The organism is Micromonospora sp. WMMB235, assembly GCF_001855515.1.
Taxonomy (GTDB): Bacteria; Actinomycetota; Actinomycetes; order Mycobacteriales; family Micromonosporaceae; genus Micromonospora; species Micromonospora aurantiaca.
On sequence record NZ_MDRX01000001.1, the window covers coordinates 4915901 to 4941756 of the forward strand.

A 25856-nucleotide genomic window follows, 5' to 3' on the forward strand; every position below is an offset into this window, starting at 1 on the left:
CGGTGCCGGGACGGGGTCCGCGCTTGCCCGGCGCGCGGAGCGGCACCGGGCCCGGTCATCACCCGGGGCACCCCACCGCGAACCTCGACGAGGGTTGCCGGCCAGCAAGCCGGGGCTTGACGCTGGCGCTCGTGACCTGTCCGGGAGCATAGCCCTCACGATGCGACCGGACCAGTGGGTCGCAGGTGACTACGCTGACCGCATGGCCGACACCCCGCCCGGCGCAGCCCCGCCGCCACCGCATGCGCCCGCCGCCCCGCCGGGGGCGCCGACGCCCCGGATGCCGCTGCGCCGGCTCGGCTGGCGGCGCTTCCTGGTGCTGGCCGGTGTGGTGCTGCTGATCGCGGCCGGTGCGCTGTTCATGGTGTTCACGCTCGGCGAGAGCCTGGGCGCCGAGGCGCTGCTGATCGGCGTGATCGCGGCGATCCTGCCGGTGCCGGTGCTGGTCTTCTGCTTCCTCTGGCTCGACCGTTACGAGCCGGAGCCGCTGAAGTACCTGATCTTCTGCTTCGCCTGGGGCGCCTTCGTCTCCACCGCGATCTCGCTGCTGGTGAACACGGCCAGCGCGGGGCTGTTCGAGGACCGAGGGCTGCCGGTCGCGCTGACCGCGGTGCTGGTCGCGCCGTTCATCGAGGAGCTGACCAAGGCGGCCGGTCCGCTCCTGGTGCTGATCTTCCGGCGGCGGGAGTTCTCCGGGATCACCGACGGCCTGGTCTATTGCGGGCTCTCCGCGGTCGGCTTCGCCATGGTGGAGAACATCCTCTACCTGGGCGGGCACGGCTACCGCGCCGGCGCCGACGAGTACGGCCCGGCCACCGGCGCGCAGCAGGTGATCGCGATCTTCATCGTCCGGATCCTGCTGTTCGGCTTCGCCCACCCGCTGTTCACGTCGATGACCGGCGTCGGGCTGGGCGTCGCCGCGCGTACCGCCGACCGGCGCGTGCGGGTGCTCGCGCCGCTCGCCGGGCTGCTGCTGGCGATGATCCTGCACGGCACCTGGAACCTGCTGCCCTCGCTGGCCCAGGCCACCGGGGAGGTGGTGATCGTGCTCTACGGCTACATCGGCGTGATGGTGCCGATCTTCTTCGCGATGGTCGGGCTGGCGGTCTGGCTGCGCGCCTGGGAGGGCCGGCTGACCGAGCGCACGCTGCCCGACTACGTCCGTGCGGGCTGGCTCACCCCGCCCGAGGTGGCGGCGCTGGGCAGCCTGGGCCGGCGGCACGCGGCGCGCACCTGGGCACGGCGGGTCGCCGGTGACGGCGGGGTACGCGCGATGCGCGGCTACCAGTTCGCCGCGACCCGCCTGGCGCTGCTGCGCGACGGGATGCGCCGGGGACTGGACCGCAAGCCGGAGGAGCGGGAGCGGACGGCACGGGAGGAACGGGAGCTGCTGGACGCGATCACCGCGTACCGGTCGTTCTTCGTCGGTCGCGACCCGCAGGCGCCGGTCGGGGTCTGGGACGGTCAGCGCTACCACCTGCGGTTCCCGGACGGTTCGCAGCGCCCGGTCGAGGCGCCGGACGACCCGGTGGTGCCGATCCCGGTGGTGCTGGCCCAGCCGCCCGCATTCCCGCAGGGCGGCTACGGTCCGGGCGGCTGGCACGGCGGCCCGGGCGGTCACGGCCCGGCCGGCTGGCACGGCGGCCCGGGTGCCGGGCACGGACCGGGCGGCTGGCACGACCCCGGCGCGCCCTGGCACCCCGGGCGCTGAGGCCGGCCGGCTAGTCGGGGGCGCCGGTCAGCTCATCAGGCCGGTCAGGAAGTCGCCGAGCCCCTGGGCGATGGCCATCAGCGCGCCGCCGATGCCCTTGAACACCTGCGCCGCGCCGTCCGGCCGGAACGCCATGAAGTAGATCAGGAACGCGAGGAATCCCCAGGCGAGGATCTTTTTGATCACTACCGGCATGGTGTCCCTCCCCAGGGCGCGCTGAGGTGCCTGGGCTTCCCGCCGGGCAGCGCCGCAAACAGCACCGCCGCAGAGCGACCGGCACCGGAGCGCGGCAACAGGTAAGGACCTACAGGTAGAGACCGGTGGAGCCGGCGGCGGTGCTCTCCACCCGCTCGGCCGCCACGGCGTGCACGTCCCGCTCGCGCAGCAGCACGTACGCCCGCCCGTGCAACTCGACCTCGGAGCGGTCGTCCGGGTCGAACAGCACTCGGTCACCGGCCACTATCGCGCGGACGTTCGGCCCCACGCCGACCGCCGTGGCCCAGGCCAGCCGCTTGCCCACGGCTGCCGTCGCGGGGATCACGATGCCGGCGGTGGAGCGGCGTTCCCCCTCCGCACCCTCGGTACGCACCAGCACGCGGTCGTGCAGCAGGCGGATCGGCAGCCCGGCGTCGAGACTCTGGTCGGCGGTCACGCGAAGACGCTACCGCGTGCCCGTCGGTCGATCCCGGCGTGGTTGGCGAGAGCGCCGGGCGGGCAATGTGTGGCCGAGTCGCCCTAGGGTGGGGCGTACGGACGTATCCTGTGCCCCCTGCGACCTGGTGGGGCTGATTTTGCCGGAGGTGCGCTTGAGCCGCTTCGAGCGGATGCGCGGACGGCTCCGCCGCGCGTACGAGTCGGGCCGGGAGGCGGCCCGGACCCGGCGGGCCGCCGCGGACACCGGGGACGCCGGAGTGGCCTCGCCCGCCGCGCCGGGGCCACCCGCCGCGCCGGAGGCGGTGGTCGTGGGCGCCGCGTCGCCGGCGGCGTTGCACTCCTCGACTGTGAGCCGGGACGACACGGAGGTGCCGCACGCGCTGCGCATCGCCGCCGCGTGGTGCTGGCGCCTGATCGTGATCGGCATCGTGACCTGGGCCCTGCTCAGGATCGTCGGCACCATCAGCATCGTGATCATCCCGTTGACCGTCGCGCTGCTGCTCTCCGCGCTGCTCGCCCCGGCGGTCGGCTGGCTGCTCCGGGCCCGGCTGCCCCGCTCGCTGGCGACAGCCGTGGTGCTGGTCGGCGGCCTGGCCGCTGTCGTCGGCACGCTCACGCTCGTGGTCAACGAGTTCATCAAGGGCGTACCGGAGCTGAGCCAGAAGTCCTCCGAGGGCGTACGCCAGATCCAGGACTGGTTCAAGACCGGCCCGCTGCACCTGTCCGACAGCCAGCTCAACCGCTACATCGACGAGGCGCAGAACTGGATCAACGGCAACACCGAGCGGTTCACCAGCGGTGCGATAAGCACCGCCGCCACGCTCGCCGAGGTGCTCACCGGCACCGTCCTGGTCCTGTTCGCCACGTTCTTCTTCCTGCGCGACGGCAACAACATCTGGCGGTTCCTGGTCCGGCTGCTGCCGGTAGCCGCCCGCTGGAAGGTCGACGACGCCGGTCGCGCGTCCTGGGCGACGCTCGGCGCGTACGTGCGGGCCACCGTCCTCGTGGCGTTCATCGATGCGGTCGGCATCGGCATCTTCCTGGTGCTGTTCGACATCCCGTTCGCGTTCCCGCTGGCCGCGCTGGTCTTCCTGGGCGCGTTCATCCCGATCGTCGGCGCGTTCCTGTCCGGCGTGGTGGCCGTGCTGGTGGCGCTCGTCGACAGCGGCCCGGTGACCGCCCTGATCATCCTGGGCGCGGTGATCGGCGTGCAGCAGGTCGAGGGCCACGTGCTCCAGCCGCTGATCATGGGCCGCGCGGTGGCCATCCACCCGCTCGCCGTGATCATCGGCATCGCCGCCGGTGTGGTGCTCGCCGGCATCGCCGGCGCGCTGGTCGCGGTGCCGCTGATCGCCGTCCTCAACACCGCGGTGCGCCGGCTCGCCGCGCGTACCGTGCCGGACACCCCACCGGACGCGGTGGTGGTCGCCTCCCAGGCGCCCTGACCCGGCAAGACCTGCCGACGCCCGCGTCACCCCGCCCGGGGAGGCGCGGGCGTCAGCTCTTGGCGAGCCGTTCCAACGCGCCCCGGGCCACCTCCGGCCGGGTGGTGTACCAGAACGGCGGCAGCGACCGGCGCAGGAACGGGCCGTACCCGCGTGCCGTCTCCAGCCGCGAGTCGAGCACCGCCACCACGCCCCGGTCGCCGGTGGCCCGGATCAGCCGGCCGACACCCTGGGCCAGCCGGACCGCCGCGATCGGCACGCTCACCGCCGCGAAACCGGACCCGCCACCGGCGTCCACAGCCGCCGCCCGCGCCGCCGCGAGCGGCTCGTCCGGACGGGGGAACGGCAACCTGTCGATCACCACGAGCTGGCAGGCGTCGCCCGGCACGTCCACCCCCTGCCAGAGCGACATCACCCCGAACAGGCAGCTCTCCCGCACCTCGCGGAACCGGCGCACCAGCAGCGGCAGCGCCTCCTCGCCCTGGAGCAGCACCGGCAGGTCGGTCCGCGCGCGGACCAGCTCCGCGGCCTGCTGCGCGGCCCGTCGCGACGAGAAGAGCCCGAGGGTACGACCACCGAGCGCCTCGACCAGCGCCAGCAGCTCCTCACCTGCCGGTCCGGGCAACCCGGAGACGCTGGGGCGGGGAAGGTGCGCGGCGACGTACAGGATGCCCTGCCGGGCGTAGTCGAACGGCGAGCCGACGTCGAGCGAACTCCAGCCCGGCCCTTCGGTCGCGGGGACGGTGCCGACCGACGCGCGGCTGCCCTCGGCGGCGGCCACCGGCGTGACCGGGGAACGGCCCGCGGCGGCAGCGGTGGCGATCGCGGCGGCGGCCGGTGACGGCGGGGCGGGCGGAGGCGCGTCCAGCCCCAGCGCCCGGGCCACGGTGTCGAAGCGGCCGCCCAGCGCCAGTGTCGCCGAGGTGGCGACCACTGTGCGCTCGTCGTACAGGTGGGTGGCGAGCGTGCCCGCCACCGACAGCGGCGCGACGACGAGCGCCCGGCGGCTGCCGTTGTCCGGCTTCTCGACCCAGGCGACGTCGTGGTCGGCTTCCTCCAGCAGCCGCTGGGCGGTGGTGGACAGCTCGTCCAGCACGGCCTTGGCCTGCTGCTTGCGTACCGGATCGGGGTCGTCGGCCTTCACGTCGCCGATCCCCTCCAGCGCGGCCCGGGTCGCCGAGTCCAGCAACGTGCACGCCTCGCGCAGCGCGGGCGGCAGACCGGCGGTGAGCCGCCCGGCCGGCGCCTCGGCCAGCCCCACGGCGAGCGCGTCACCGGCCTCGGTGAGCCGTTCGGCCACGTCCGGGCGCAGCAGGGGCCGCGCCCGCCGGGTGGACCTGTCGATCAGCTCCGGCACCAGCTCGGCCTGGGCGGCCGACGAGACCCGGTCGGCCAGTTCGTGCGCCTCGTCCACCACGAGCAGCCTGTGCGGCGGCACGATGTGCCGCCCGGCGAGCATGTCGACGGCGAGCAGGCTGTGGTTGGTGACCACGATGTCGGCCTCGCGGGCGCGTGCCCGGGACGCCTCCGCGAAGCACTCCTGCCCGAACGGGCAGCGGCTGGCGCCCACGCACTCCCGGGCCGGCATGGAGACGCTGCGCCACACCTGGTCGTCCACGCCCGGATCCAGCTCGTCGCGGTCGCCGGTGGCGGTCTCCTCGGCCCAGTCGCGCAGCCGCTGCACCTGCTTGCCCAGCCGGCCCGCCTCACCGAGCCACTTGGTGCCGCCGTTGCCGGAGTGCGGCGCGTCGAACAGCGCGTCGTCCGGCTCGTCCTCGACCGAGCTGTCCAGCCGGGCCAGGCACAGGTAGTGGTGACGGCCCTTCAGCACGGCGAAGGTCGGGCGGCGGCCCAGCACCGGCTCGACCGCGTCGGCCAGCCTCGGCAGGTCGTGCTCGACGAGCTGGGACTGCAACGCCAGTGTGGCGGTGGAGACCACCACCGGCCCGTCCACTGTGAGCGCCGGAGCGAGGTACGCCAGGGACTTGCCGGTGCCCGTGCCCGCCTGCACCAGGAGATGCTCGCCGGAGGCGATGCTGCGCTCGATCGCCTCGGCCATCTGCTGCTGACCCGGCCGGGCCGCGCCACCCGGAACCGCGCCCACCGCGGCGGTCAGCAACTCCCCGGCACCGGCGCGGCCCTTGCGGCGCTTCTTCGGGACGGCCGGGCCGGTGGCGGTGCGGGACGGGGTCACCGTGCGACCGTACCCGCCGGCACCGACGGCGGTCCGGCCGCTCCGACGGCGTGGCGGGACGGCGGGTCGCGTCCGGTTACCTCCCGATCGCGTGGCGTGGCCGGAATCGGTTAGGGTGCCAGGCATGCCGAGCGATGTGGTCCGCGTGATCTACCGCAAGTACGACGGCAGCGCACACCGCGACTACCCGGCCCGCCGGCTCGCCGAGGACGATCTCGGCGTCTGGCTCGGCGTGCCCGCCGGCACCGAGTCCGTCTACCACGGCCGCCCGTCGGTCGAGCAGATCCCGTTCGTCCTGCTGGTGCCGCACCACGGGTGGTGGACCGGCATGTTCAACCCGCCGCCGCGCACCAGCGAGGTCTACTGCGACATCGCCACCCCGGCCCGCTGGGAGGGTGAGGAGACGGTCCACCTGATCGACCTCGACCTGGACGTGGTGCGCCGCCGTGAGACCGGCCTGGTCGAGCTGCGCGACGAGGACGAGTTCGCCGTGCACCGGGCCCGCTGGGGCTACCCGGAGGACGTGGTCACCGAGGCCGAGGCCGCGTCCCGCTGGCTGCTCGGCGCGCTCGGCGACGGCACCGAGCCGTTCGCCACGTCGTACCGGAAATGGCTCGCACTGGTGGTCTGAGCCGGCTCACCAGCGCGGCGGCCAGGCGGCGTCCGGGCCCAGCGGCGGCAGCTCGCCGACCTTGGCCGGGTTGAGCTGGTTGAACACACCGGTGACCCGCCCCTCGTGGATCGCGAACGAGGTGACCATCCGAATGGTTCGCCCGTCCCGGTGGAAGAACTCCGTCTGCCATCCCAGCGTGCCGTCCACCAGCACCGGGCGTCCGCGCAGGCCACCCCGCTGCCGGGCCTGGCCGTAGAGGCCGAGCAGCAGGCGGCCGACCGACTCCACACCGACCACCGGCCGGCGACCGGCCGGGAAGTGGCCGCCGGCGTCGCCGATCGACACCACGTCCGGGGCGAGCACGCGGACCAGCTGCTCCAGCTCACCGGACTCCACCGCGGCGGCGAACGCGGCGAGCACCCGCCGCTGCTCGGCGAGGTCGGCGCTGTGCCGGGGCGCGTCCGGCCCGTGCACCGCCCGGCGGGCGCGCGACGCCAGCTGACGGGCCGCCTCCGGCGTCACCGCGAGCACGTCCGCCACGTCGGAGAACGGCACCGCGAACACGTCGTGCAGCACGAACGCCACCCGCTGCTCCGGCGTCAGCCGTTCCAGCACCACCAGCAGCGCGGTGCCGAGCTGGTCGGCCCGTACCGCCCGCTCGGCCGGGTCGGGCGCGAACCCGTCCGCCGCCGGCGCCGCTGTCACCATCGGCTCGGGGAGCCACTGACCCGGGTACGCCTCCCGGCGCACCCGGGCGGAGCGGAGCACGTCCAGGCAGATCCGGGAACAGGTGGTGATGAGCCAGCCCCGCAGATCGCGTACGCGGGCGCGCTCCCCCGGGTCGCTCAGCGCGCCGGAGAAGCGAAGCCAGGTCTCCTGCACCGCGTCCTCGGCCTCGCTGCGGCTGCCCAGCATCCGTTGCGCGACCGCCAGGAGACGCCCTCGTTCCGCCTCGAACTCCCCCGCAAGCTCGTCCACCCCCTCATTCTCCCGCCCCACCGCCCGTCACGGCACCCGCCCACCCTCGCCGGCACCCCGCCCACCCTCGCCGATCTTGCACTTGCCGCCCCGGCAAACGGTGCTTTCCGGGCGTACCAGGGGCCGCAACTGCAAGATCGACGGGGCGGGGCGGGCGGGGAACGGCTCCGGGGGTGAGGATCGGGGGATGAGTGAGGTGGTGGGGCCCGACGGCGGGCCTATGCGGGAACTGCTTCGGGTGGGGCCGGGCACTGTCGATCTGGCGGCTGTCGATCCTCGGTCGACGCCGGGCCTACCGGTGGCGGCCGGGCACGGGCCGGCGCGCAAGGAGTGGGCGCGGGCCCAGGTCGAGCTGATCGGCGCGGAACTGGGGCGGCAGCAGGAGATGCTGTACGCCTCCGCGCAGGGCGCCGCCGGGCCGGGCAGCGCCACCAGCGCGCCGGCGCAGGCGGACGCCGGGCTGGACGGCGACCGGCCGCGCCGGGTGCTGCTGGTGCTCCAGGCGATGGACTGCGGTGGCAAGGACGGCACGGTCAAGCGGGTGGCGGGCGCGATGAACCCGCTCGGGTTGCACATCCGCTCGTTCGGGCCGCCGACCGAGGAGGAGTTGCGGCACGACTTCCTGTGGCGGGTACGCCGGGCGCTGCCGCCACCCGGGTACGTGGGCGTGTTCAACCGCTCCCACTACGAGGACGTGCTCATCGCCCGGGTCGAAGGGCTGGTCGACGAGGCGACCTGGCGGTCCCGGTACGCGATCATCAACGACTTCGAGCGGGAACTGACCGAGCAGGCGGTCACAGTGGTGAAGGTCATGCTGCACATCTCGTACGCCGAGCAGGGCGAGCGGCTGATGGAGCGGCTCACCGACCCGACGAAGTTCTGGAAGTTCAACCCCAGCGACCTGGACACCCGGGCACGCTGGGGCGACTACCAGGACGCGTACGCCGAGGCTCTGGAGCGTTGTGGCACGGACGCCGCGCCCTGGTTCGTGGTGCCGGCGGACCGCAAGTGGTACCGGGACTGGGCGGTCGCCCACCTGCTGCGGGAGACGTTCGGCGGGTTGGATCTGGGGTATCCGCCTGCCGATTTCGACGTCGAACGGGAGCGTGACCGGTTACGGAGCCAGCGCCGTCCGTGATCAGGTGAACGGAAGGTGAACGAGCGGTGAATCGGGCCTGACCAGGGGTGGGCCGATCGAAAGTGGGTTCGGCGCGGTCCCTAGCATGCGCAGAGCAGACGCCCGGGGGGCGACGGCCACCCTTCCACCGACACGACGAGGTCCGTGCTGTGAAGTTTTCCTTCCGTCCCACCGAGGGCGCCTTCTACGAGCTCTTCACCAGGGCCGCGCAGAACCTGGTGAAGGGGACCGAACTGCTCAACGAGCTGGGTCTGCCCGGTGCCGACGTGCAGTCGATCAGCGAGCGGCTGACCGACATCGAGCACGACAGCGACCAGATCACGCACGAGCTGTACAAGAAGATCAACTCCACGTTCATCACGCCGTTCGACCGGGAGGACATCTACCGGCTGGGCTCGCTGCTCGACGACGTGATGGACCACCTGGAGGCGGTCGGCAACCTGCTCTACCTGTACGGCCTGACCAAGCTCCCGTCGCTCCCGCGCGAGCTGCACGAGCTGGTCAACGTGCTCGACCTGCAGGCCAAGCTCACCGCCGAGGCGATGCCCCGGCTGAAGTCGATGAAGGATCTCGAGGACTACTGGATCGAGTGCAACCGGCTCGAGAACGACGGCGACCAGGCGTACCGGATGCTGCTGGTCCGCCTCTTCTCCGGTGAGTACGACGCGCTCACGGTGCTGAAGATGAAGGAGGTGGCCGACGAGCTGGAGGCCGCCTGCGACGCCTTCGAGCACGTCGCCAACACCGTCGAGACCATCGCGGTCAAGGAGTCCTGATCCAGTGACACCCGAACTCATCGCCGTGCTGGCGGTGATCGCGGTCGCCATGGCGTTCGACTACACGAACGGCTTCCATGACGCGGCCAACGCGATCGCCACCAGCATCTCGACCCGGGCGCTGACCCCCCGGATCGCGCTCGCGCTGGCCGCCGTCGGCAACTTCGTCGGTGCGCACTTCGGCGCCGGGGTGGCCAAGACGGTCGGCGACGGGCTGGTGACGTTGCCGACCGGGGTGGAGAGCCTCGGCGTGGTCTTCGCCGGCGTGCTCGGCGCGATCATCTGGAACCTGATCACCTGGTACTTCGGCCTGCCGTCCTCGTCCTCGCACGCCCTCTTCGGCGGCCTGGTCGGCGCCACCCTGTTCGCCGCCGACGGCATCGTCCAGTGGGGCACCATCATCGAGAAGGTCCTCATCCCGATGGTGCTCTCGCCGGTGGTCGGCCTGATCCTCGGCTTCCTGATGATGCTGGCGATCATGTGGCTGTTCCGGAAGGGCCAGCCCGGCAAGCTCAGCCGTGGCTTCCGGTGGGCGCAGACCGCGTCCGCCGCCGCCATGTCGGTCGGCCACGGCATGCAGGACGCCGCCAAGACCATGGGCATCATCGTGCTCGCGCTCTACACCGGCGGTTTCCAGGAGAGCAAGACGCACATCCCGGGCTGGGTCTTCTGGACCTCCGCCGCGATGCTGGCCGCCGGCACGTACGCGGGCGGCTGGCGGATCATCCGGACGCTCGGCCGGAAGATCATCGACCTCGGCCCGGCCGAGGGCTTCGCAGCCGAGACCGTGGCCAGCGCGGTGCTCTACTTCAACGCGCTGGTGCTGAAGGCACCGATCTCCACCACGCACACGATCACCTCGGCGATCATGGGTGTGGGCGCGACGAAACGGCTCTCCGCGGTGCGCTGGAACGTGGCGGGCAACATCGTGATCGCCTGGATCATCACGTTCCCGGCCGCCGCCGCGATCGCCTGCCTCGCGTACCTACTGGTCCGGCCCTTGTTCTGAGTGACCTGACGCCGAGGGGTTCCCCGCCGTGGCGGGGGACCCCTCACGCGTAGGAGACGCCGATCCGGGCCTTGATGTCGTCGATCAGGCCCATCACCTCGAGCGTGGCGGAGTGCGGGACCAGCGGGCTCTCGGTCAGCCCGGCCGCCAGGCAGCGCTGCACCTCGATCGCCTCGTACTGGTAACCGCCGCCGGTCAGGTCCGCCGGGATCGTCTCCGGCTCGGCGCCGGCCCGGTGCAGCACCACGTGCGCGGGCCGGAAGAACAGCTCGGGCAGGTCGATCCGGCCGGTCGTACCGGTGATCGACGCGGAGATCTCTGTCGCCCCGACCATGCCGCAGCTGAGCGTCGCCACGGCGCCGGAGTCCCAGCCGAGCACCATGCCGGTGTTCTCGTCCACCGCCTCCGGGGTCAGCTTGGCCCATGCCTGCACGTGCTGCGGCACGCCGAGCACCAGGTGGGCCAGGCTCAGCGGGTAGACGCCGAGGTCCAGCAGCGCGCCGCCGCCGAGCGTGCGGGCCCGCATCCGGTGCTCCGGCGGGAACGGGCCGGCCACGCCGAAGTCCGCCCGTACGTGCGTCACCTCACCGATCGCGCCGTCCCGGATCAGCTCCAGCACCCGCAGGATCAGCGGGTTCGTCCGCATCCACATGGCCTCCATGAGGAACAGCCCTCGGGCGCGGGCCGTCTCCACCAGCTCGGTGGTGGTCGGCAGGTCCAGCGTGCACGGCTTCTCCACCAGCACGGCCCTGCCGCCGGCCAGGCAGGCGAGCGCCGCCTCGTGGTGCGCGGCGTGCGGCGTCGCCACGTAGATCGCGTCCAGGTCCGGGTCCGCGGCCAGTTCCGCCCACGAGGCGTACGCCCGCGGCACGTCGTGCCGGCGCGCGAACAGTTCGGCGCTCTCCCGGGTACGCGAGCCGACCGCGACCAGCTCGGCGTCCGGCACCAGCCGCAGATCCTCGGCGAAGCGGGCGGCGATGTTTCCGGTGGCCAGGATTCCCCAACGCGTCATGCCGGGCACGCTATCCCTTCCCGCTCCGGGGCCGGCAGGGTGATCCACCCGTCGGGACGTCAGGCGGTGCCGTGGGTGTCGGCGGCGGCCCGGGCGGCCCGTTCGATCATCGCCCGACGCACCGTCAGCGTCGGCTGGTCTCGGTCAGCACGTGGACCATGACGTTGAACAGCTTGACGTCGTGCCGCTTCGCGGTGAACACGTAGCGTGAAGACTGCGCAGAGTGACGGCTGCCGCCCTCCTCCTCGTCGAAGCTAGGCACCGAAAAGCGATCAACCGGACATAAGTCGGCGCTGGCGCGAGCTGGACTGACTACCTCTCGCCGACTTTGCTCTGCAGCCTCATGCGCACCGATCACGGACGGTTGCCGATGCGGATCTGGCTGCAGAGCAAAGGCGGCAGAGGGGTGTCTGTTGCTCCGGGGCCGAAAACTACGCATCGTGACCAGACGGCGCGGTCGGGGAGTGTGGGTGAGGCGGCGTGCGTCTCCGCCCGGCCGCCGCCGGGCCGGGCCGCCCGTCGCGAACTAGGCTCGGCGCATGACGATCGACGGCTTCGCCGCACCCCCCGCCCTGGTGGAGCACGCCCGCCGGTTCCAGGCCGAGGGCGCCGTACCAGCCGTACCCCGGGTCGCCGCCACCGTGCTGCTGCTCCGCCCGGCCGGCGACGGCTTCGAGGTCTACATGATCCGCCGGGTGGCGGCGATGACGTTCGGCGGCATGTACGCCTTCCCCGGCGGCGGGGTGGACCGCTCCGACTCGGAGGCGCACCTCGGCTGGGCCGGCCCGGACCCGGCGGCGTGGGGTGAGCGCCTCCGGCTCGACCCGGCCGCCGCGCAGGCGGTGGTGTGCGCCGCCGCCCGCGAGGTCTTCGAGGAGGCGGGCGTGCTGCTCGCCGGGCCGGACCCCGACACCGTGGTAGGCGACGTGAGCGGCGACGACTGGGAGGCGGCCCGGCAGGACCTGGAGGGACGGCGGGTCGGCTTCGCGGACCTGCTGGCCGGTCGGGGCCTGACGCTCCGGTCGGACCTGCTGCTGCCGTGGAGCCGGTGGATCACCCCGGAGTTCGAGCCGCGCCGCTTCGACACGTACTTCTTCGTGGCCCTGCTGCCCGAGGGGCAGCGGACCCGGGACGTCTCCGGCGAGGCCGACCACACGCTGTGGCTGCGCCCGGCCGACGCCCTGGCCCGGACCGAGGCCGGCGAGCTGACCATGCTGCCGCCCACCATGGTCACGCTCGCCGAGGTCGCCGCCGCGGGCGACCTCGCCGGCGTGGCCCGCGCCGCGGCAGAGCGAGAGCCGGGTACGCCGATCCTGCCCCACATCGACGGCCTGGACGGTGCCGAGCCCCGCTTCCGCCTGAGCTGACCTCGGCCGGAGGTGTTAAGAGGGGCCCCTTCCTCTACCGGAGGCGTTAACAGGGGCCCCCTCCTTACACCTCAGCCGAAGCGGCCGGTGATGTAGTCCTCGGTCTTCTTCTGGCTCGGGTTGCTGAAGATCTTCTGGGTGTTGTCGTACTCGATCAGGCGCCCCGGGTCGCCGGTCTTCTCGATCGAGAAGAAGGCAGTACGGTCCGACACCCGCGCGGCCTGCTGCATGTTGTGCGTGACGATGATGATGGTGAACTTGTCCTTGAGCTGGAACATCAGGTCCTCGATGGCCAGCGTGGAGATCGGGTCCAGCGCCGAGCAGGGCTCGTCCATCAGCACCACCTGCGGCTCGACAGCGATGGTGCGGGCGATGCAGAGCCGCTGCTGCTGACCGCCGGACAGGCCCGCGCCGGGCTTGGCGAGGCGGTCCTTCACCTCGTCCCACAGGTTCGCCGAGCGGAGCGCCCGCTCGGCCGCCTCCTCCAGGATCGACTTACGCCGCACGCCGTTGAGCCGCAGGCCCGCCACCACGTTCTCGAAGATGCTCATGGTGGGGAACGGGTTCGGCCGCTGGAAGACCATGCCGATCATCCGGCGGACCGCCGTGACGTCCACGTCGCGGTCGTAGATGTCCTGGTCGTCGATGGTGAGGCTGCCCTCGACCCGGGCGCCGGGCAGCACCTCGTGCATCCGGTTGATCGACCGCAGGAACGTGGACTTGCCGCAGCCGGACGGCCCGATCAGGGCGGTGACGGTCTTCGGCTCGACGGTCAGGTTGATGTTCTCGATCGCCTTGAAGCCGCCGTAGTAGGCGGTCACGTTCGTGGCTTCGATGCGCTTGGCCATGGTGGCGGTACCTCCGGGGTTCATCGGCCGAGCCGGTTACGACGGGCCAGCAACTTCGCCGCGACGGTGAGGACGAGGACGAGGGCGACCAGGGTCAGCGCCGCGGTCCACGCCCGTGCCGGCGAGTACTTCGACGCCTCGCCGGCCTGCTGGTAGACGAAGAGGGCCAGCGACGACTGGTTGTTCTCGAACGGGTTGAAGTTGATCGCCGCGCCGCCGCCGGCGACGAGCAGCACCGGGGCGGTCTCACCGGCGGCCCGCGCGATGGCGAGCATGATGCCGGTGACGATGCCGGGCAGCGCGGTCGGCAGCACGACCCGCAGGATGGTCTTCCACTTCGGTACGCCCAGGGCGTACGCGCCCTCGCGCAGCGGCGCCGGCACCAGCCGGAGCATCTCCTCGGTGGAGCGGACCACTGTGGGCAGCATCAGCACGCTCAGCGCCAGCGCGGCGGCGAAGCCGGAGAAGCCCGGCCGGCCGTCGTTGAACCACGGCGAGACGACCAGCACCCAGAAGGCCAGCACGAACAGGCCGGTGACGATCGACGGGATGCCGGTCATCACGTCCACGAAGAAGCGGATGGTGAACGCGAACCGGCCCCGGCCGTACTCGACGATGTAGATCGCGCAGAGCACGCCGAGCGGCACCGTGATCAGGGTGGCGATGCCCACCTGCTGCAACGTGCCGACGATCGCGTGGTACGCGCCGCCGTTGGCGTCCCGCGAGCCGATGTTGTTCATCGAGGTGCCGAAGAAGTTGGCGTCCAGCCGCTCGGAGCCCTTGCTGACAAGCGTCCAGACCACCGAGGCCAGCGGCAGCACCGCCAGCACGAACGCGGAGTGGATCAGCGCGCTCCAGGTGCGGTTGCGGGCCGACCGGCGTCCCTCCACCGCGTTCGCCGCGACGAAGAGACCGGCCAGGTAGAGCAGCGCGCCGACCACCACGACCAGGACCGGGCCGCCGATGCCGGCGCCGTACACCAGGGCCGCCGCGAGCAGCAGCGCCGCGACGGCGATGGCCGGAGCGGCGTACGCGGGAAGCCGCCTCGCCCGCAGCGTGGCCGGCTGGGCCGGCGGGCGCGGGCGGCGGGGGGTGAGGGTAGTGGTCATGCGGCCGACTCCGTGAACTCGCGCCGCCGGTGGATGATCGCCCGCGCGGTGATGTTGACGATCAGCGTGATCGCGAACAGCACCAGGCCGGAGGCGATGAGTGCGCCCCGGCCGGTGTCGTTCGCCTCGGCGAACCGGTTGGCGATGTTCGCGGCGATCGAGTTGCCGCCGCTCTGCAGGATGTTGAACGAGATGGCGTACGTGGAGCCGAGCGTGAGCGCCAGCGCGATGGTCTCGCCGAGCGCCCGGCCCAGGCCGAGCATCACCGCGGCGATGACGCCGGGCCGCCCGTACGGGAGGACCGCGGTGCGGATCATCTCCCAGCGGGTGGCGCCGAGCGCGAGCGCGGCCTCCTCGTTGGCGGTCGGGGTCTGCCGGAACACCTCGCGGGACAGCGAGGTGACGATCGGCAGCACCATGATGGCGAGCACCACCGAGCCGAGCAGGATCGAGTTGCCGTACGGGCCGTCGCCGAAGATCGGGATCCAGCCGAAGTACCTGTTCAGCCACGCGGACAGGTCGGCGACCGGCTGGGCGAAGTAGTCCCGGCCCCAGAGGCCGAACACGACGCTCGGCACGGCGGCCAGCAGGTCGATCAGGAAGCCCAGGGCGTTGCCGAGCCGCCGGGGCGCGTAGTGCGACAGGTACAGGGCGATGCCCAGCGCGACCGGCACCGCCATGAGCAGCGCCAGCAGCGAGCTCAGGACCGTGCCGAAGGCGAGCGCGCCGATGCCGAACTGCGGCGGGTCGTCGTTCGGGAACCAGCCCTCGAACGTCCAGAACGACTCGGTGTTGGCCCGCAGCGCCGGGACGGCCTTGGCGATCAGGAAGATCGCGATGGCCGCGATGACCACCAGGACCGTGGTGCCGGCGGCCAGGGTCAGGCCGCGGAACGCCCGTTCCGCGCCGAAGGCGCGGGCCCGAGGGAGGGCGCCGCCGCCGCCGAGGCCACCGTCGGGGCGGCCCGGGTTACCGGGGCGCTCGGCCACACGCGCCGAGGCACCGGCGGGTCGCTCGTGACTCGTGGTCACGGGGTTCCCGCCGGTGCCGGCGTGGGCCGAGCGGTGAGGGGTGTCACCCATCTGCTCGCTCGCTTCGTGTTGAGGAGGTGTCGGTCAGAGCGTCAGGAGAGGCTCTTGACCGCGGCCTCGACCTTGGTGCGGACGGTCTCGGGCAGCGGCGCGTAGCCCAGCTCGACGAGCTCCTTCTGCCCCTCGGCGCTGGCGGCGTGGCCGAGCAGGCCCTTGACCAGCGGCAGCTTGTCGGCGGCGAGGCCCTTGCTGCAGACGATCTCGTAGGTCGCCAGGACGATCGGGTACGCCCCGGCCTCCTTGGTGTTGTAGTCGATCGACATCTTCAGGTCGTTGCCCTGACCCTCGAACTTGGCGCCCGCGATGGTCTTGCCGGCCGAGTCGCCGGTCAGCTCGACGAACTCGCCGTTGCCGTTCTTGATCTTCGCCATCTTCAGGTCGGAGTTCTCGGCGTACGACCACTCGACGTAGCTGATGGTGCCGTCGGTGCTCTTGACCTTGCTGGCCACACCGTCGGACTTGGCCGCGCCGACGCCGCCCGGGGCCTTCCACGCCTTGGAGTTGCCGAGCGTCCAGTCCGCCTCGGCGGTCTTGGAGAGGTACTTGGTGAAGTTGTCGGTGGTGCCCGACTCGTCCGAGCGGTGCACCGCCTGGATCGCGGTCGACGGCAGCTTGGCGTCCGGGTTGTCGGCCTTGATCGCCGCGTCGTCCCACTTGGTCACCTTGCCGGCGAAGATCTTCGCCAGGGTGGCCGGGCTGAACTGGAGGTTGTCCGCGCCACTGACGTTGTAGACGACGGCGACCGGGCCGATGACCATCGGCAGGTTGAGCGCCTGGCCGCCGGTGCACTTGGCGTCGGCCTGCGGCTGCTCTTCCGGCTTGAGGGCGGAGTCCGAGCCGGCGAAGTCGGCGGTGCCGGCGATGAAGGCCTGGATGCCGGCGCCCGAGCCGCTCGGCTCGTAGTTGATCGTGGTGCCGGCGCACTTCTGCTGGTAAGCCTTGATCCACTCGGCCATGGCGTTCTTCTGGGCGGAGGAGCCCTGCGCGTTCAGCGTGCCCGTCGCGCAGTCCACCGCGGCGGCGGAACCGGAGGCGGAGGCACCGGCCGGCTCGTTGTTGTCCGAGCCGCAGGCGCTGAGACCGAGAACCGCGGTAAGAGCGAGACAGGCGATGGCGCCGTGCCGCTGGAGCTTCACTTGAGGGGTTTCCCTTCACGTCTTTGGTCAGGTCGCCCGGAGTGCCGGGGGCCGGCGCTGACCGGCTGACACGAAAGGTAGGAGGGCCAGGTGGACGGTTCGCCGGACGTAAGTGAACGCGCGGTGAACACGTTCAGCCGACGAGGTGGCCGTACGCTGAGGAGGGGTTGTCCATTTCGTGAACTAGCAGCCCGCTATCGCCTTTGTGGCGAATTTCCGGGGCCGGCGAGCGCTCAGCCGAGCTGGTAGTTGACGTGCGCGGACCAGTGCGCGAAGCCCAGCCGCTCGTAGAGCGCCACAGCGGCGGTGTTGCTCTCGTCCACGTAGAGCATCACCCGGTCCAGCCCGCGCTCGTCGCGCAGGTGGGTCAGGCCCGCGGCGGTGAGCACCCGGCCCAGCCCGCCCCGGTGCGCGGACGGGTCGACGCCGAGCACGTAGACCTCGCCGATGCGGGCCGAGCCCTGCTGCTCGTGCACCTTGGTCCAGTGGAAGCCGAGCAGCCGCCCGGTGGCGGAGTCGACGGCGAGCAGGAATCCGGCCCTGTCGAACCACGGCTCGGCGATGCGGACGCGCAGGTCGTCGAGCGTCCACCTGCCCTGCTCCGGGTGCTGGGCGAAGGCGGCGTTGTTCACCGCCAGCCAGGCCTCGTCGTCCTCGCCGGGGCGGAACGCGCGCAGCGTCACGCCCTCCGGTACGACCGGTGCCGGCAGCTCGGCGGTGAGCGGACGGCGCATCTGCCAGAGCACCCGCGCCCGGGAGAAGCCCAGGTCGACGGCCAGTGCGGCGGCCGACGGGTGGTCGCCGTGCGCCCAGGCGCGCAGCGGTCCGGACGCGGCGGCCACCACGCCACGGGCCAGCGCCCGGCCGGAGCCACGCCGCCGGTACGCCGGGTGCACGACCATCTCCACGCCGACTCCCTCGGCCGGGGCGGTGGTGTCGAGGTGCGCGTACCCGGTGAGGGTGCCCTCGGTGGTCCGGGCGGTGAGGTGCACGGCGGGCGCCTCGGGGTCGCGCAGCCGCAGCAGCACGTGCTCGTCGAGCGGGTCGGCGCCGTCGGCGTCACCGGCGGCGCGGGCCAGCGCCAGCACCTCGGCGACCTCGTCCGGCGTCAGCCGGTCCGCCCGGTCGATCCCGTCGGCCCCGGCACCACTCGTCGGCTCGGTGCTGCTCATCTGAGTCACGGTAGCGGCAGGCGGGCCGCGGTTCCCGTCGGACGACGACGGCGATCGGTGGCGCTCGTCACGGGCTGCCGACGGGCAGCGCCTCCAGCTCGAACCGGGCCAGCAGTTCGGGCAGGAGTTGCTGCAACGCGCTGACGGTGCCGGACCGGTCCCCGCCCGCGTCGTGCATGAGCACGATCGCGCCGGGCCCCATCTGCGAGCGGACCATCGCCTCGATGGTGGTGGCGCCCGGCGCCTTCCAGTCCGACGGGTCCACACTCCAGTGCAGCGGGGTGAGACTCAGGTCGGCGCAGGCCGACATGACGGACGGCGTCCAGGCCCCGCCGGGCTGGCGGTAGTACGCGATCCGCGCGTCGGGCGCGGCGGCCAGGATCGCGTCGTTCGTGCGCAGCAGGTCGGCCCGGATCGTCGCCGGGGCTCGCTTGCCCAGGTTGACGTCGTGGTTCCAGGAGTGGTTGCACAGCGTGTGGCCCTCGGCCACGATCGACCGGACCAGGTCCGGGTGGGCCTCGACGTTCTCGCCGACGACGCAGAAGGTCGCCCGTACGCCGTACTGGGCCAGCAGTGCGAGCACCTGCGGTGTCCAGCGGGGGTCGGGGCCGTCGTCGAAGGTGAGCGCGACCTGGGACGAGCCGGTGGCGACCAGGGCGCCGTACGGGCCGTCGCCGCCGGGCTCGACCGGTGCGGCGTCCGGCACGGCGTCGGGGCTCGGCCGTGGGCTGGCCGTGCCGCCCGGGAAGTCGGTGCTGGGTGGCTGCTCGCCGTAGCGCGGCCCGTTGAGCGTGGTGGCGACTCCGGCGGCCGACGGATGCGGGTCGGGCACCAGGCTGCGGCCCAGCGCGAACGCCGATCCGAGCAGGCCGGCCAGTACGACTGTCACGAGCCCGGCGGCGCGCAGCGTGGAGCCCCGCATCAGCGGCACCGGCCGTTCGTCGCCCCCGTGGTCACCGCACGCACCGTCGCCCCCTTAGCCCGACAATTCCGGCAGCCAGAATATGGCTGACTGATCGGGCAAAAAGGGCATATAAGAAAAGTGCCCTCTAGTGGGGTGGGGCGTGGGCGGTCAGACCGGCAGCGGGGCGGGCTCCGGCTCCGGCAGCGAGCGCGACGGCGGGACGACGAACTTGTAGCCCACCTGGCGGACGGTTCCGATCATCGACTCGTACTCCGAGCCGAGCTTGGCGCGCAGCCGCCGCACGTGCACGTCCACCGTCCGGGTGCCGCCGAAGTAGTCGTAGCCCCAGACCTCGCGCAGCAACTGGTCCCGGGTGAACACCCGCCCCGGGTGCTGGGCCAGGAACTTCAACAGCTCGAACTCCTTGTACGTGAGGTCGAGCGGCCGGCCCTTCAGCTTGGCGGCGTACGTGTCCGGGTCGATGTTCAGCTCGCCGGCCCGGATCGAGCCGCCGGCGCCGGCGGTGGCGTTGCTGAGCCGGCCGACCGCGAGCCGCAGCCGGGCCTCCACCTCGGCCGGCCCGGCGCCGGCCAGGATCACGTCGTCGACGCCCCAGTCCGCGTTGAGCGCGATCAGCCCGGCCTCGGTGACGACCGCGACGAGCGGTACGCCGAGCCCGGTGGCGTGCAGCATCCGGCAGGTGGCCCGCGCCTCGCTCAGCTCGGAGCGGGCGTCCACCAGGACGGCGTCCGGGGTCGGGCCGGAGACCAGCGTGCGGACGTCGCGGGGTGCGGTGCGAACCGAGTGCGGCAGCAGGTCGAGTGCCGGCAACACCGCCGACGGCTCACCGGCCCGCGCGGTCACGAGCAGCAGGAGCTCCACGATCACCTCCGTCCCGGCGGCCTTCCGGCCGCGCGCGACCAGCGACACGCCCGGGTGCGGGCGGCACTGTGAACTTGCGTGGGTCCCGGCGTCGTCGACGGGCGGGTAACGGCCTGAGCGTAACCGATGGACCGGCCGTCACCTTCGCGCGATTTACCGTTTGCCCTTTCTGCCCTCGATCGCGGCGCAGGTTTTAACGTCGTCGAAACCGGGACCTCCGCCGAGCCGCCCGGGTCTGGCACGATCGGGGCGTGTTTCCCTCCACCTCGCGCGACACCGGTCGTGAACCGTGGGCCGACGACCCGTCCGCCGGGCCGTCCGGCCCCGCCCGTGGCTACCCGCCCGCCCCGCGTACCGGCCCCGCCGAGGAGGAGGGCGAGCGGCCGGAGCGCAAGGGCCCGCGCCGGCTGCGCAAGGGCGGTCCCGGCCGGCGTCCCGACGACGAATCCGACGAGGAGCCCGAGGAGGAGGTGCCTCCGGTCCCGGTCCGCCGCCCCCTGGCGCTCACCGTCGCCGGCTTCGCCGCGCTGCTCGGCGTCGGCCTGGTGCTCGGCGCGCAGACCTCGGGCCCCGGGCACCGGCTTCCGTTCGCGGCGATCATCTTCGGCGTCCAGCTCCTGTTCGTGCTGGCCTGGACGATGGCCATGCGACCGCCCGCACTGCTCGTCGTCGCGCTCGTCAGCGCCGCGACGGCGGTGATCGCCGACGTCGCCGCCGTGCAGTCGGACATCGCCGGCCTGGCCCCGCTCGGCTACGCCGCCGCAGCCGGGCTCCTGCTGGCCGTGCTGGGGCAGCTCGTGCGGCGGGTGGACCGGGTCCGGGTGACCGACTCGCTCGGCGGCACCCTGCTGATCGTCGTGGGCGTGGTCGCCTTCGCCACGCTCATCGTGCTCAGCCGGATCCCCAAGGGCACCCAGGCGATCACTGTCTGCCTCACCGCCGCCGGGGTGGCGCTGCTCGTCGCCCGGCTCACCGACGCGGTCGCGCCGTGGCCACGGCTCGCCCCGCAGGTGCCGCGCGGCGCGACGGGCGTGGTCGCCGGCGCCATGATCGGCACCCTCACCAGTGCCGTGCTCGGCAGCTACCTGGTCGGTTTCACCCCGACCAGCGCCGCCCTGGTCGGGGTGGTCAGCGCGGCCACCGCCGTCCTGGCCGACCTCGCGGTGGGGTACGCCGAGGCGGGCCGCCTGATGGCCGGTGAACCGCCGACGATGTGGGTGGCCCGGCACATGCAGGGACCGCTGGGCGGGTTCGCGCTGGCCGCGCCCGCCGCGTACGCCATGTGCGTGCTGTTCCTGTGACGCGGTTGGGGAGGATTCGCCTCGGGTAAGTACGGTTGCGCCGCGAGGCGCGGTGACGGCGGCGAGGACTGGAGGCGGCGTGGCAGAGGCGTATCCGGCGGAGGGCCGACCCCGGCGACGGGGCCGGAAGGTGCTGATCGGCTTCCTCGTCCTGCTGCTGGTGCTGGCCGGGCTGCTCGTGGTCGCCGACCGGGTGGCCGCCGGCGTGGCCGAGCGCGCCATCGCCGACCAGGTCCGGCAGGAGATCGCCAAGCAGGACGCGCAGTCCGCCGCGCCGCAGGTCGAGGTGGGTGGCTTCCCGTTCCTCACCCAGGTGCTCGACGGCCGGTACGAGCGCATCTCGATCCAGCTCACCGACGTGCGCGGCGACGTGCAGGGCGACGCGGTCGAGGTGCCGAAGCTCGACGTGGACGCGCGCAACGTGACCGCCTCGCTGGACACGCTGCGCTCCGGCCGGGGCGACGTGGTGGCCGAGAGCGTCGACGGGCGGGGCACCGTCACCTACGAGAGCCTGGCCAAGCTGCTGGACCGGCCCGGGCTGACGCTGGGCGAGCGCAACGGCAAGCTCGCCGTCACCGCGCCGGTGGACGTCCTCGGCATCAAGCTCACCGTCAACGGCACCGCCGACGTCACGGTGGCCGGCAACAAGGTGGCGCTGCGCTTCAACGACCTCACCGCCGAGGGCCTGCCGAACGTGCCGCTGGCGCGGGCCGCGCTGACCCGGTACGCGCAGGGCATCTCGATCGACGTGCCGCTGCCGGAGCTGCCGTTCCAGCTCAACCTGCGCAAGGTGGAGCCGAAGCCGGAGGGCCTGGTGGTCACGGCGGACGCGGCGAACGTGCCCATCAATTCAGCCGGCTGAAAGCCGCACACGGCCGGTCCGGGGAACGGGCCTGCCGTCCCGGATGCTGGTCGGCCTGGTGGCAGCTGTCGCCTCGGCTGGTAATCTCCCTGCCCATGGGGACCCTCCTCACCAAACGGCGCGCGGTCGACCTGTGCCGCGTGGCCACCTGCCTGTGTCGCCCCGTCATCTGACGGCGGGGCTGTCTCCGGCCGCCTGAACGGCGGCCACCCAGGGTCCACGAACCTTTCCCGGTTCCCCCTCCTCAACGCCCGGCAGCGGCGCCGTCGCACGTACCCGTGATCCGTTCCTAGCTCAGGGTCCGCGTGTGGTGCGACAACCATCGACATCGATCTCCACGCGCAGGCTCACCAAACCATCCTCACCAGGGAGTGATCTGATGAGTCGCGACACCGCACTCGTCTCGGCCGAGTGGGCCGAGAAGAACCTCGGCGCCCCGGGCGTCGTCTTCGTCGAGGTCGACGAGGACACCTCGGCCTACGACACCGGGCACATCGCCGGCGCCGTCAAGCTCGACTGGCGCACCGACCTGCAGGACCAGGTCCGCCGGGACTTCGTCAACAAGAGTCAGTTCGAGGCGCTGCTGTCCGACCGGGGCATCGCCAACGACGACACCGTGATCCTGTACGGCGGCAACAACAACTGGTTCGCCGCGTACGCGTACTGGTACTTCAAGCTCTACGGCCACGGCGACGTGAAGCTGCTCGACGGCGGCCGCAAGAAGTGGGAGCTGGACGCCCGTCCGCTCGTCACCGACGTGGTGGAGCGGCCGAAGACGCAGTACGTCGCGCAGGAGCCGGACACCTCGATCCGCGCGTTCCGCGACGAGGTGGTCGCCGCGATCGGCACCAAGAACCTGGTCGACGTGCGCAGCCCCGACGAGTTCGCCGGCCGGCTGCTCGCCCCCGCCCACCTGCCGCAGGAGCAGGCGCAGCGGGCCGGCCACATCCCGACCGCGATCAGCGTCCCGTGGTCCAAGGCGGCCAACGAGGACGGCACGTTCAAGTCCGACGACGAGCTGCGCAAGATCTACGCCGACGCCGGGCTGGACGACGGCAAGGAGACGATCGCGTACTGCCGGATCGGCGAGCGCTCCTCGCACAGCTGGTTCGTGCTCCAGGAGCTGCTCGGGCACCGCAACGTGAAGAACTACGACGGTTCCTGGACCGAGTACGGCTCGCTCGTCGGCGTGCCGGTGGCGCTCGGCGACGAGCCCGGGGAGGCCTGATGACCGCCGCCTCCGCCGCCTCGACGGCTGCCGCCGGCTGCGCCGCGCCGGACCAGTCCGCCCCCCTCCCGGCGAGCCTGGACCTGGAGAAGGAGACCGTCATCACCGGCCGCGTGCTGGCCGAGTCCGGTGAGGTCGTGCCGGGCGCGTACGTGCGCCTGCTCGACTCGACGGGCGAGTTCACCGCCGAGGTGGTGACGTCGGCGGCCGGGCAGTTCCGGTTCTTCGCCGCGCCGGGCTCCTGGACGCTGCGCGCGCTGTCCCGCCACGGCAACGGCGACACCGCCGTGTCCGCGGCCCGCGGGATCAACGAGGTGACCGTCTCGGTCGCCGCCTGACCCACGCTCTGATCGTGGCCCGCCGCCCACCCGGGTGGCGGGCCACGAGCCGTTCCGGCGACTGTGCGGCTCGCCCGTGGCTGGCAGGCTGGACGGCGGTGCGCCCCGGACGCGCCGGAGGGGGATCAGGTGCTCGACGACGCCGCTGCCCACGCCCGCCGCTATCTGATCGACTTCATCGACGGCAACCGGGGCGAGGAGGTCGTCCGCGAACTCCAGCGCACCGACGCGTCCGGCCGGCGGCGCCCGTTCGACGTCTCGGTGGCCAGCCTCGACACCGATCTGTCGTTCCTCACCAAGCGGGCCACGCTCGTCACGGCCAAGCTGGTCCTGTCCCAGCCGGGCGGCGAGCACCGCTATCTGGTCAACCGGGAGATCTGCAAGAGGTGCGGCGAGGACCCGGACCACTGCGGGCCGCGCTGCCGGTACGAGGACATCCGGATCGACCAGCTCTTCGCCGAGTGCGACGACCTGGGCCGCCTCGGCGCGTACCTGCGGGACTGCGCGCCGCTGCTCGAGCTGGGCCAGCTCGTCTACTTCCCGCAGACCTTCCGCCGCAGCCACCTGGAGTCGCGCGCGCCGGACGCACAGTCCACCTCGTCGCTGTTCGACACATCAGGCCGGATCGAGCTGGGCGACAACCCGGACCGCACGCTCGACCTGATCGTCAAGGGGCATCGGGTCGTCGACGTGCCGAGCGGGGATCCGGTGAAGGCGCGGCTGGTCACCCCGCTGCTCCAGCTCGAACTGCCGATGCTGGAGGGCACGTCGCTGCGGGACTACTGCGCCATCCTGACCCAGGAGGGCGACGCGCTCGCCGCGACCCAGGCGTACCTGCGAGGCCGGATGCTGGAGGTCGACACCGACCCGGACCGCGCGCTGGTACAACTCGTGAAGCTCGACGCGGAGATCCAGGAGGGGGTGCGGGCGGCCCGGGCTGAGGTGGCCCGGGTGGCCCGGCGCTCGGCCGTGCAGGCCGCAGGGGCGGCGGTGGCGACTGTCGCGGCGACGCTGGTGGCGGTCGAGGGCACCCATCTGGCGCCGGTGCTCGGCATGCTGGGCGCGGGCGGGTTCTTCTCCGCCGTGCTCGCCGCCGACCAGTACGCCGACCGTCGCGGCGAGCTGCGACAGCGCCCCTTCTACCTGCTGTGGCTGCTGTCCCGCCGGTCGGAGCCGGTCTGAGCGAGGTGCCGAGGCGCGGCCGGGCGTCTCGCCCGTCCGTGACACCATGGCCGGGTGACTGCCGTCGAGACGGGCTACGCCCCGCCCACCCCGCCCGGCCGGCCCGGCCCCGGCGGCCGACGCCGGCTGCGCTGGCTGACGGTCGCCACCGTGGTGTGGGCCGTGCTGCTCGCGAGTCTGACCTGGTGGTCGGTGCGCACGGACGCGCCGACGGTGAAGGAGCAGCGGTCGCTGGACCAGGCCGGCCCGGTGGTGGACCGGGCGATCGGCGAGCTGACCGCCGCGGTCGGCGCCGCGGGCGTACCGGCGCTCCTGCCGGACCGGCTGGAGCGCGGCTGCCGGATCACGCCGATGGACGACGGCGCGACGCTGGAGCGCGGCGTCGAGGTGGCGATCGGCGGCGACGACGTACGCGAGGTGCTGCGCGGCATCGCCGACCGGCTGCCGTCGGGCTGGCGGGCCGGCGTGTCGACGCTCGACGGCGAACCGCTGCTGCGCGCCGACGCGGGCGAGTTCGTCGCGGTCGAGGGCCGGGCCGGTGGCCCGGGCCGGGTGCTGCTCACCGCCGACACCGGTTGCCGCCCGGCGGGCTCCGGCTACCGGGTTCCGTCCGCCGACGCCGCCGCCGAGTCGGCCGTGCTGGCGTCGGCGCTGGGCCGGTGGGGCGGCGCGACCGGGCCGGTCCAGGTGCTGACCGCGCCCTGCCCGGGTGGCGGGACCGCCCGCACGGCCCGGTCCGAGGCCGCAGTGCCGGCCGACCAGTCGCTGGCCGCCGCGTTCGGCGTCGGCGCCGCGCCGGTGGTGGACTCGGCCGACGCGTACGCACGCCCGGGCGACCCGGCGGTGCTGGCGCTGCGGGCCGGTGAGCGGGTCCGGGTGGCGGTCACCACGCCCTGCCGGGCCTGA

Annotated in this window: 27 protein-coding genes and 1 riboswitch; of the genes, 14 read left to right on the top strand and 13 right to left on the bottom strand. The window is 72.8% G+C overall.

The genetic code is table 11. The features are described from left to right. Positions 1–14: 14 nt before the first annotated feature. Positions 15–137: riboswitch (SAM riboswitch) on the bottom strand. A 23-nt stretch (positions 138–160) separates the two neighbouring features. Further along, on the top strand, positions 161–1711 hold the full coding sequence (locus tag BFV98_RS21635) for a PrsW family intramembrane metalloprotease (RefSeq protein ID WP_030272133.1): 1551 nt from the start codon (positions 161–163) through the stop codon (positions 1709–1711). A gap of 27 nt (positions 1712–1738) precedes the next feature. Here BFV98_RS21635 and BFV98_RS32325 read toward each other — a convergent pair whose 3' ends face one another. Next, entirely contained in the window at positions 1739–1897 is a 159-nt protein-coding gene (locus BFV98_RS32325; protein WP_162881441.1) for a hypothetical protein, read from the bottom strand. A gap of 118 nt (positions 1898–2015) precedes the next feature. Then, entirely contained in the window at positions 2016–2363 is a 348-nt protein-coding gene (locus tag BFV98_RS21640) for a co-chaperone GroES (RefSeq protein ID WP_013288840.1), read from the bottom strand. 172 nt (positions 2364–2535) lie between these two features. Here BFV98_RS21640 and BFV98_RS21645 point away from each other — a divergent pair, with 172 nt between their 5' ends. Further along, positions 2536–3810, top strand: a complete 1275-nt coding sequence (locus tag BFV98_RS21645; protein ID WP_030272135.1) for an AI-2E family transporter — start codon at positions 2536–2538, stop codon at positions 3808–3810. A gap of 52 nt (positions 3811–3862) precedes the next feature. On the opposite strand, the gene BFV98_RS21650 is transcribed toward BFV98_RS21645, so the two are convergent. Next, positions 3863–6004, bottom strand: a complete 2142-nt coding sequence (locus tag BFV98_RS21650; protein ID WP_013288838.1) for an ATP-dependent DNA helicase — start codon at positions 6002–6004, stop codon at positions 3863–3865. Positions 6005–6128: 124 nt separating this feature from the next. On the opposite strand from BFV98_RS21650, the gene BFV98_RS21655 reads away from it, so the two are divergent. Next, positions 6129–6635, top strand: coding sequence for a DUF402 domain-containing protein (locus BFV98_RS21655; RefSeq protein ID WP_071097610.1), 507 nt, complete (start codon positions 6129–6131; stop codon positions 6633–6635). Between the two features lie 6 nt (positions 6636–6641). On the opposite strand, the gene sigJ is transcribed toward BFV98_RS21655, so the two are convergent. Further along, positions 6642–7595 carry an RNA polymerase sigma factor SigJ gene (gene sigJ, locus BFV98_RS21660; RefSeq protein ID WP_013288836.1) on the bottom strand — a complete coding sequence of 318 codons (954 nt, stop codon included), beginning with the start codon at positions 7593–7595 and terminating at the stop codon, positions 6642–6644. Positions 7596–7782: 187 nt separating this feature from the next. Here sigJ and BFV98_RS21665 point away from each other — a divergent pair, with 187 nt between their 5' ends. The 3 genes from BFV98_RS21665 to BFV98_RS21675 all read left to right on the top strand — a co-directional run bounded on the left by BFV98_RS21665 (position 7783) and on the right by BFV98_RS21675 (position 10518). Then, the gene (locus tag BFV98_RS21665; protein WP_013288835.1) at positions 7783–8733 is read left to right on the top strand and encodes a PPK2 family polyphosphate kinase; all 951 of its coding nucleotides are present in this window, start codon (positions 7783–7785) and stop codon (positions 8731–8733) included. A gap of 149 nt (positions 8734–8882) precedes the next feature. Then, complete coding sequence (locus BFV98_RS21670; protein ID WP_013288834.1) at positions 8883–9509, top strand: DUF47 domain-containing protein; 627 nt, start codon at positions 8883–8885, stop codon at positions 9507–9509. Positions 9510–9513: 4 nt separating this feature from the next. Further along, on the top strand, positions 9514–10518 hold the full coding sequence (locus tag BFV98_RS21675) for an inorganic phosphate transporter (RefSeq protein WP_013288833.1): 1005 nt from the start codon (positions 9514–9516) through the stop codon (positions 10516–10518). Between the two features lie 43 nt (positions 10519–10561). Here BFV98_RS21675 and BFV98_RS21680 read toward each other — a convergent pair whose 3' ends face one another. Further along, the gene (locus BFV98_RS21680; RefSeq protein WP_030272139.1) at positions 10562–11530 is read right to left on the bottom strand and encodes a Gfo/Idh/MocA family protein; all 969 of its coding nucleotides are present in this window, start codon (positions 11528–11530) and stop codon (positions 10562–10564) included. 124 nt (positions 11531–11654) lie between these two features. After that, positions 11655–11792, bottom strand: coding sequence for a hypothetical protein (locus BFV98_RS32765; RefSeq protein ID WP_232236700.1), 138 nt, complete (start codon positions 11790–11792; stop codon positions 11655–11657). 277 nt (positions 11793–12069) lie between these two features. On the opposite strand from BFV98_RS32765, the gene BFV98_RS21685 reads away from it, so the two are divergent. Next, positions 12070–12897 (top strand): NUDIX domain-containing protein, encoded by an 828-nt coding sequence (locus tag BFV98_RS21685; RefSeq protein ID WP_071097612.1) that lies wholly within the window; start codon positions 12070–12072, stop codon positions 12895–12897. Positions 12898–12968: 71 nt separating this feature from the next. Here BFV98_RS21685 and pstB read toward each other — a convergent pair whose 3' ends face one another. The 7 genes from pstB to BFV98_RS21720 form a co-directional block, all read right to left on the bottom strand. Continuing rightward, the gene (pstB, locus tag BFV98_RS21690; RefSeq protein ID WP_013288829.1) at positions 12969–13745 is read right to left on the bottom strand and encodes a phosphate ABC transporter ATP-binding protein PstB; all 777 of its coding nucleotides are present in this window, start codon (positions 13743–13745) and stop codon (positions 12969–12971) included. Between the two features lie 20 nt (positions 13746–13765). Next, a complete protein-coding gene (gene pstA / locus BFV98_RS21695; RefSeq protein WP_030272142.1) occupies positions 13766–14854 on the bottom strand; it encodes a phosphate ABC transporter permease PstA in 1089 nt (362 codons plus the stop codon). Beyond that, complete coding sequence (gene pstC / locus BFV98_RS21700; RefSeq protein ID WP_013288827.1) at positions 14851–15936, bottom strand: phosphate ABC transporter permease subunit PstC; 1086 nt, start codon at positions 15934–15936, stop codon at positions 14851–14853. Before pstC ends, pstA begins: the two co-directional genes overlap by 4 nt. A 41-nt stretch (positions 15937–15977) precedes the next feature. Continuing rightward, entirely contained in the window at positions 15978–17081 is a 1104-nt protein-coding gene (pstS, locus tag BFV98_RS21705) for a phosphate ABC transporter substrate-binding protein PstS (RefSeq protein WP_013288826.1), read from the bottom strand. Positions 17082–17314: 233 nt separating this feature from the next. After that, positions 17315–18253, bottom strand: coding sequence for a mycothiol synthase (gene mshD / locus BFV98_RS21710; protein ID WP_071097614.1), 939 nt, complete (start codon positions 18251–18253; stop codon positions 17315–17317). 67 nt (positions 18254–18320) lie between these two features. Next, positions 18321–19175 (bottom strand): polysaccharide deacetylase family protein, encoded by an 855-nt coding sequence (locus BFV98_RS21715; RefSeq protein ID WP_071098965.1) that lies wholly within the window; start codon positions 19173–19175, stop codon positions 18321–18323. 150 nt (positions 19176–19325) lie between these two features. Next, on the bottom strand, positions 19326–20045 hold the full coding sequence (locus BFV98_RS21720) for a response regulator transcription factor (RefSeq protein ID WP_176739763.1): 720 nt from the start codon (positions 20043–20045) through the stop codon (positions 19326–19328). Positions 20046–20290: 245 nt separating this feature from the next. Here BFV98_RS21720 and BFV98_RS21725 point away from each other — a divergent pair, with 245 nt between their 5' ends. The 7 genes from BFV98_RS21725 (at position 20291) to BFV98_RS21750 (ending at position 25856) form a co-directional block, all read left to right on the top strand. Beyond that, a complete protein-coding gene (locus tag BFV98_RS21725) occupies positions 20291–21340 on the top strand; it encodes a hypothetical protein (protein ID WP_071097615.1) in 1050 nt (349 codons plus the stop codon). Between the two features lie 79 nt (positions 21341–21419). Further along, positions 21420–22202, top strand: coding sequence for a DUF2993 domain-containing protein (locus BFV98_RS21730; RefSeq protein ID WP_013288821.1), 783 nt, complete (start codon positions 21420–21422; stop codon positions 22200–22202). Positions 22203–22297: 95 nt separating this feature from the next. Beyond that, complete coding sequence (locus BFV98_RS33100; protein WP_311202345.1) at positions 22298–22375, top strand: Ms5788A family Cys-rich leader peptide; 78 nt, start codon at positions 22298–22300, stop codon at positions 22373–22375. Between the two features lie 206 nt (positions 22376–22581). Next, on the top strand, positions 22582–23430 hold the full coding sequence (locus BFV98_RS21735; protein ID WP_013288820.1) for a sulfurtransferase: 849 nt from the start codon (positions 22582–22584) through the stop codon (positions 23428–23430). Then, positions 23430–23768, top strand: a complete 339-nt coding sequence (locus BFV98_RS21740) for a DUF1416 domain-containing protein (RefSeq protein WP_013288819.1) — start codon at positions 23430–23432, stop codon at positions 23766–23768. Before BFV98_RS21735 ends, BFV98_RS21740 begins: the two co-directional genes overlap by 1 nt. A 129-nt stretch (positions 23769–23897) precedes the next feature. Then, complete coding sequence (locus BFV98_RS21745; protein ID WP_013288818.1) at positions 23898–24950, top strand: hypothetical protein; 1053 nt, start codon at positions 23898–23900, stop codon at positions 24948–24950. A gap of 54 nt (positions 24951–25004) precedes the next feature. Further along, a complete protein-coding gene (locus tag BFV98_RS21750) occupies positions 25005–25856 on the top strand; it encodes a hypothetical protein (RefSeq protein WP_013288817.1) in 852 nt (283 codons plus the stop codon).